General features: G+C 64.0%; 4 protein-coding genes. 1 reads left to right on the forward strand and 3 read right to left on the reverse strand.

The features are described from left to right. Window positions 1–72 precede the first annotated feature (72 nt). From NZM16_RS02240 to NZM16_RS02250, 3 genes are all read right to left on the reverse strand, one after another. On the reverse strand, window positions 73–576 hold the full coding sequence (locus tag NZM16_RS02240) for a DUF177 domain-containing protein (RefSeq protein WP_295478222.1): 504 nt from the start codon (window positions 574–576) through the stop codon (window positions 73–75). A 422-nt stretch (window positions 577–998) separates the two neighbouring features. After that, on the reverse strand, window positions 999–2,696 hold the full coding sequence (locus NZM16_RS02245) for a cyclic nucleotide-binding domain-containing protein (RefSeq protein ID WP_295478224.1): 1,698 nt from the start codon (window positions 2,694–2,696) through the stop codon (window positions 999–1,001). A 65-nt stretch (window positions 2,697–2,761) separates the two neighbouring features. Next, window positions 2,762–4,111, reverse strand: coding sequence for an NAD(P)/FAD-dependent oxidoreductase (locus NZM16_RS02250; protein WP_295478227.1), 1,350 nt, complete (start codon window positions 4,109–4,111; stop codon window positions 2,762–2,764). A 145-nt stretch (window positions 4,112–4,256) separates the two neighbouring features. Here NZM16_RS02250 and NZM16_RS02255 point away from each other — a divergent pair, with 145 nt between their 5' ends. Beyond that, window positions 4,257–5,648, forward strand: coding sequence for a tetratricopeptide repeat protein (locus NZM16_RS02255; RefSeq protein ID WP_295478230.1), 1,392 nt, complete (start codon window positions 4,257–4,259; stop codon window positions 5,646–5,648). Window positions 5,649–5,787: the final 139 nt, after the last annotated feature.

Below are 5,787 nucleotides of genomic sequence, written 5' to 3' on the forward strand. Positions count from 1 at the left end.
GCCCACCCAACCCCCTCCAACAGGAGGGGCGCTCATTCCTCAGCAAGCCCTATCGCAGAACGGCCCATCCGTTCACTCCGATAGACGGAACCCCTGCAGGGCGGCCCATCGGGGATCCGGCTCCCGGACACAGCCACACTCCCCCTCGTTTAGGTTCTGGCCACACTCCGGGCACAGCCCGCGGCAATCCGGCCGACAGAGAACCCGCAAGGGAGTGTTCAGCAAGATGTGCTCCCGCAGCGGTGCGGTCAGGAAGAGATACCCATCGTCGGTCACCGCATAAAACGTCTCCCCGGGGATATCCACCGGGGAGAGGAAAAAGGCTTCCTCAAACTCAAAGGCCATGGGGAAGGCGACCGGTTCCAGACAGCGGGCACACTGCGTGTGGATCTGCGTGGAGATCGTTCCGGAGGCCAGGAGCCGACGATCCGAACGGACCAGCTCAATCTCCCCACGAAGGTAATCCACCTCCACCCCATAGCCCAGATCCCCCGGTCCCTCCTCCAGGGATAGCACCATCCGACTCCCAATCGGCGCGCCGACCAGCGCGCCTACTCGATAACGTAGCATCTTCATGGGGCCCTCCAGGATAGGCCACGCGATCCCATGGCCTGATCCAGGGTTGGGGCAGGTCCGAAAAACCTGCTGGGGTGATTATAGCACATTAGGAATTTCTCCGTCAAGCCGAAGGTTGGAATTTATTTAACACGAGGATGGATCCGAGGCTGTTATCGACATTTCCGGGGACCAAACTCGAACAATGAGGCCATTTTCTACAAAAATAATAGGGCAATTTGATTTTTTAGAGCGAGCGTTTTTCGCGTTTTCCGGCGATTCGTGCTTATTTTTGCCTCGTTGAGATCCGGTAGAGCTAAAGAACAACGCGGAGGACGGGATGGGTTGTCCCCTCTTTCCCTCCCCCCGCGCCGCCAAGCAATGCGGAAGGGATGGGGGTGGAGGGACGGGCCGCTTCGCCGTCCGCCCCTTCACCTGCTTTCTTACGGCGAAGCCTTGGGCCCCTCCCCTACCCCAGGAGGCCCGAATCGGAGGCGATCATAGGCGGCGATGGTGTCCACCACGTGCCGGCGCTGTCGCGCCGCCTCCTCCTCCTGGAGACGACGACGATAGGCTTCCATCCGCCGGTTGATCTCCTGCTGCACCTGTCGGGGACCCCCCACATACAGCAGATGGAAATCCCCGCCAGGGACGCGAACCACCACATGGCCGTAGTTGAGCAGACGAGCCAGGATCGATGGGATCGTATACTCCACGCTCTGGATGCGGGCCAGATTGGCCGTCTGGGTTTCCTCCCGCATCAACATGGGCAGACGATGGGAGAGGATCAGCTGACTGGGGGTCAGGATGTATTCGTCGTTCCGCCAGTTCTCATAGCGCCACCACCACCAGACCCCCAGCAACAGACCGCTCAGGATCAGGGCGCCCCAGCGGATCCCCGGGTCGATCCGATCGATCGGCCACACGTGATGCGCGTGCAGAACCCACCCCAGGATCCACAACCCCAGCGCCGCTGGCGGCCCCCATCCGATGGAGCGGAAAAGGGCTACCCAGTGCTTGCGGTAAATGATGCGATCGCCTACGGTCTCCCGAAGGGGCGGGAAAAAGTAGCGGGCTGCGGCCCGCACGATCAGCCAGATCCGCTCCACCAAGCCAGGGGGAGCAGTCGGAGCAGAAGAGGGGGACGCTGCTTCGGAGGGCACCGGGACCAAGCCCAGGCGATGGCGCAATTCCTGTTGCAGGCGGTAGCGCTGCCTCGCCTGCTGCAGCGCCCGCAGGCGGTCGATCTGTTCATAGATCAGACGCCGGATCCCATCGGGCTGCGGAAGGTTCGAGAAGGCGATCCGCCCGCTGAACGCTTCCACCTCAATATCCCCAAAATCAAACAGATAGGGGCTGGCCAGCGGGGTGCGCCGCAGGATCTGCACCTCCTGGATCTGATCCAGCGGCATATCCTGTCGGGCTTCGGGACCGGGGAGCACATACAGCCAGCGCTCCCGCTCGATGTGAACGATCCGCCGCGTGGTGAGGATGTATTGATCGTCCCACCAGTTCCACACCTGAGCGCCGAGGAGGATCAGGGGGATCGCGTTGAGGAAGAGGGCCGGCCACCAGCCCAGCTCGGCCATCAGAAAGGTCGTCAGCACAATGAACACCAGAAGGAGCACCAAAGGCGGCATGAGGGCCGGGATCAGGCTGATCCAGTGCCGGTGAATGGCCGCGAGAACCTGCTCATCGGGGTCCAGCCACGAAAACCGGGGCGCCCGCAGGCGCGCTTCCACGTCGGAGGGCAATTCCAGACGATGAATCAGATCCGGATGTTCAGCCAGCAACGCGTCGAACTCCGCTTTCTCCAGCAGCCAGCCCTCCACCGGCGTGATCGCCATGGCCGTTACATCCCGCAGGTCGTTCAAGAAAAGGGAATGGGCACCGATCCCCTCCCCCGGCTGAAGATGACGGACCAGGCGCTCGACGCCGTCGGCGCCGATGCGCAGCAGCGCCAAACGGCCGGAGCGGAGGATGAAATAAGCGGGGAACGCCTCGCCCTCGACGAACAGCTCCTCCCCTGGGGCGAGGGTTTTCCTCTTCACCCGCGCCGCTATCTGAGCCAGCTCCTCGGGATCCAGCCGGTGGAACAACGGTTGCTGAGCCAAGACAGCCAGGAGCTCCTCATCCGCCATGGCGCCCCCACAGGGCATCGATCTGCCCAAAAGAAACACGAGTTAGCCCAAAGTCCTCTCACTTTTTAAATGGAGGTCCTTAACGACATAGCCTCCATAGAGATCCGCAATCCCAAGCGACCCTGCGCCCCATCGGCCAGGATCAGGCGGGCGGTGCGCCGGCCCAACTCCACCGCGTAATTCGTCCCCCGATCCCAGGGATACACCTGGCTCATGCTGGCGAAGTAAAGACCCGCCAGCGGCGTGCGCAGATCCGGAATCATCCGGGAATAGTTCACCGGGACCACCGGCTGGGCATAGGGCTCGCGGAAGACCCAATATCGACGGATCCACTCCGGCCGAAAAGATGGGTTGAAGCGCGGGAGGGCAGGCAGGAACGTGCGCAGGAGCTCCTCCGGCGACATCGAGAAATAGGGATGGTCCGCCGGAAGGTAATCGCCGCAATAAACCAGGTGCTCCCCGCCATAATGCTCTGCCGGGATATAATTCGTATGCTCCACCAGGGCCAGGAAGGGGAAACCCGCCCGCTTGGGGAGATTGATCCAGTAAACCCCACGGGTGAGGGGGCGATCCAGCGCCAGGATCAGGACCACCGCCCCCAAGGATCGCAGGGCCAGCAACTGGCCCACGTAAGAAGCCGGCAGCGTTGGAGCCAGCCGGACCAGCAGGCGCGGCGAGGTGGTGACCATCACGGCATCGTAAAGGGCCGAGCCATCGGCCGCCTCTACCCTCCACCCTCCTTCCACGGATTCCAGTCGGAACACTGGGGTCGACAGACGGATCTCGCCGCCCTGATGGCGGATCTGCTCCGCCAGGAGATCGAAGAACGCCTGGAAGCCGCCCTCGAAGGTCCCCAGCCGCGGGCTGCGTTTGTGGATGCGCGCCCAGAACCAGGCCATATTGATCTCCCGGTAAGCCTCCCCGAACTTTCCCTCCAGAAGCGGCTGCCAGATCCGCTCGTAAGCCCGTTGCCCCATATAACGGGGAAGCCATTCATGGGCGGTCACCTGCTCCAGCGGCTCCCAGCGGGGGGTGAGACGGAGATAGGCGACCACCAGACCCATTCGGAGTTTCTCCACCAGGGAAAGGCCGGGGAAACGGAGGACGGCCAGAGGGCTATCGAAAGGATAGGGCCGCTCGTTATACCAGACGGCGGTGACCGGGCGGGGGAACCGCACCCGATGGCTCAGGCCCAGCTCCCGGATCAGGCGCAGGATCTCCGTATCGGAGGCGAACCAGTGATGATAGAATCGCTCCAGAGACCAGGACCAGCCTTCCGCTTTGAAGCCGGAGGCCAGCCCGCCGGCCTGGGGCGCTGCCTCATAAACCACCACCCGGGCGCCCGCGCGCGTCAGATCATAGGCAGCCGCCAGGCCCGCCGCGCCGGCCCCCACAATGGCCACTTGTAGCGCCATGATTCCGTTCTCCGGAGAAAATCCCAGCCCTCAGAGGAATCCTGACTGCAAGGGCCGCCTCAGGGGCGCCCTCCGCGATTGCTTTCATTTTAATCCCACCCGCATTCCCCTGGGATGGCTTCGCCGGCGCCCGCCCGGATCCTCGATGCGACGAGGGGGATGGATCAGCGGGTTGATCGTGCTCGCGGTGTTGCTCACCCTGGACCCCTTGGGGATTCCGGCAGTGCGCTGGATCCGCGAGGGGGATGCCCTCTGGGCGGATGGGCAGGGCCTTTCGGCGCAGCGAGCCTATCAGGCGGCTCTGGCCCTGCGCCCGATGGACCCGGCGGTCTGGCATCGCGTGGCCCGCGCGCACGCCGCCCTGGGAGAACTGGAAGAGGCCGAGGCCGCCTGGAGGCGCGCGATGGAACGGGGAGATCCATGGACGCTCCGGGGTTTGGCGGCGATCGCCACCCAGCGTGGGGAGTGGGAACAGGCGCGGGCGCGCTGGCGGGATTGGGCGCTCCGCTCTCCTTCCGATCGGGAGGCGTTCCGGCGCTGGGCGGAAGCCGCCATGGCCCTCGGCGATGAGCAAGACGCCCGGAGGGCCTGGGAGACCGGGGTATCTTATCATCCGGATGACCTGCAGATCCGTTTCCGGTTGGGCCTCCTGCGGGGCGCTCAGGATCCAGAAGTGGCTCGCGCCCTCCTGGCCTCCCTCCCCTCCCCATGGAAGGAATGGTCGGATCTCCTGCCTGCGCCATGTGCCCCGCATGGTTTATGCGGGGAAAGCGCTTCCGATCAAACATTGTGCCGGTGGGGCTTTGCGCTGTTAGGGGCGTGGTATTGGGGGGAAGCCCGGCTGGCCCTGGCCCGCTGGGTCGAGAGGCATCCGGAAGATCCCGTGGCGATGGCTGCCCTCGGCTACGCGCTGGGGCGCCTGGGGCTGGATGGGACCGCGTGGTTACGGCGGGCCAGCGAGGGCCCTGCCATTCCCCCGGAGGTCCATTATTTCTGGGGCCTTTATCTCTTGGAGCGGGGACGATACCAGGAAGCGCGGGGGCGATTCGCCGCCGCTTATCAGCTGGATCCGAATCCGTTGTATGCTCTGGAGCGAGGGCGCGCGGCGATGTTGGACGGGGATCTCCTGACCGCCGAGCGCTGGCTCCGCCAGGCTCTGGAAGCGGATCGGGGGAACGTGGAGATCTGGATCACGCTGGCCACGCTGTATTTAGGCCATCAGGTGTGGATCGGGAAAGGCATCGAGGCCGCCCAGGAGATCCTTCAGCGGGCGCCTCACCGGGTAGAGGGCTACGAGTGGATGGGGTGGGCCCATTATCTTCGAGGGGAGTGGGCGGAAGCGGAGCGGCTCCTCCGTCAGGCCCTCCAGATGGCCCCGGATCGGCCATCGATTCGTTACCGCCTGGGCATGGTGCTGGCGGCGAAGGGTCAGAGGGAGGAAGCTCGCCGTCTGCTGGAGCAGACGATCCTCCTGGATCCCCGGGGAGGGTTCGGACGCCAGGCGCTCCGGATGCTGACCCGGCTTCAGGGGAGATGAGAATCCGCTTCCCTGATCTGGGGAATTTCTCTTCCGCTTTCACAGGGGAGGACAAGCCTCCCGGCCCTAAACAACGGGCACTCACGTGCCCTACTACTGCTTTGTCCAGTTATAAACTGGGGATTTGAGGAACCGAAGC

The sequence above is a fragment of the Thermoflexus sp. genome, assembly GCF_025055495.1.
Lineage (GTDB): Bacteria > Chloroflexota > Anaerolineae > Thermoflexales > Thermoflexaceae > Thermoflexus.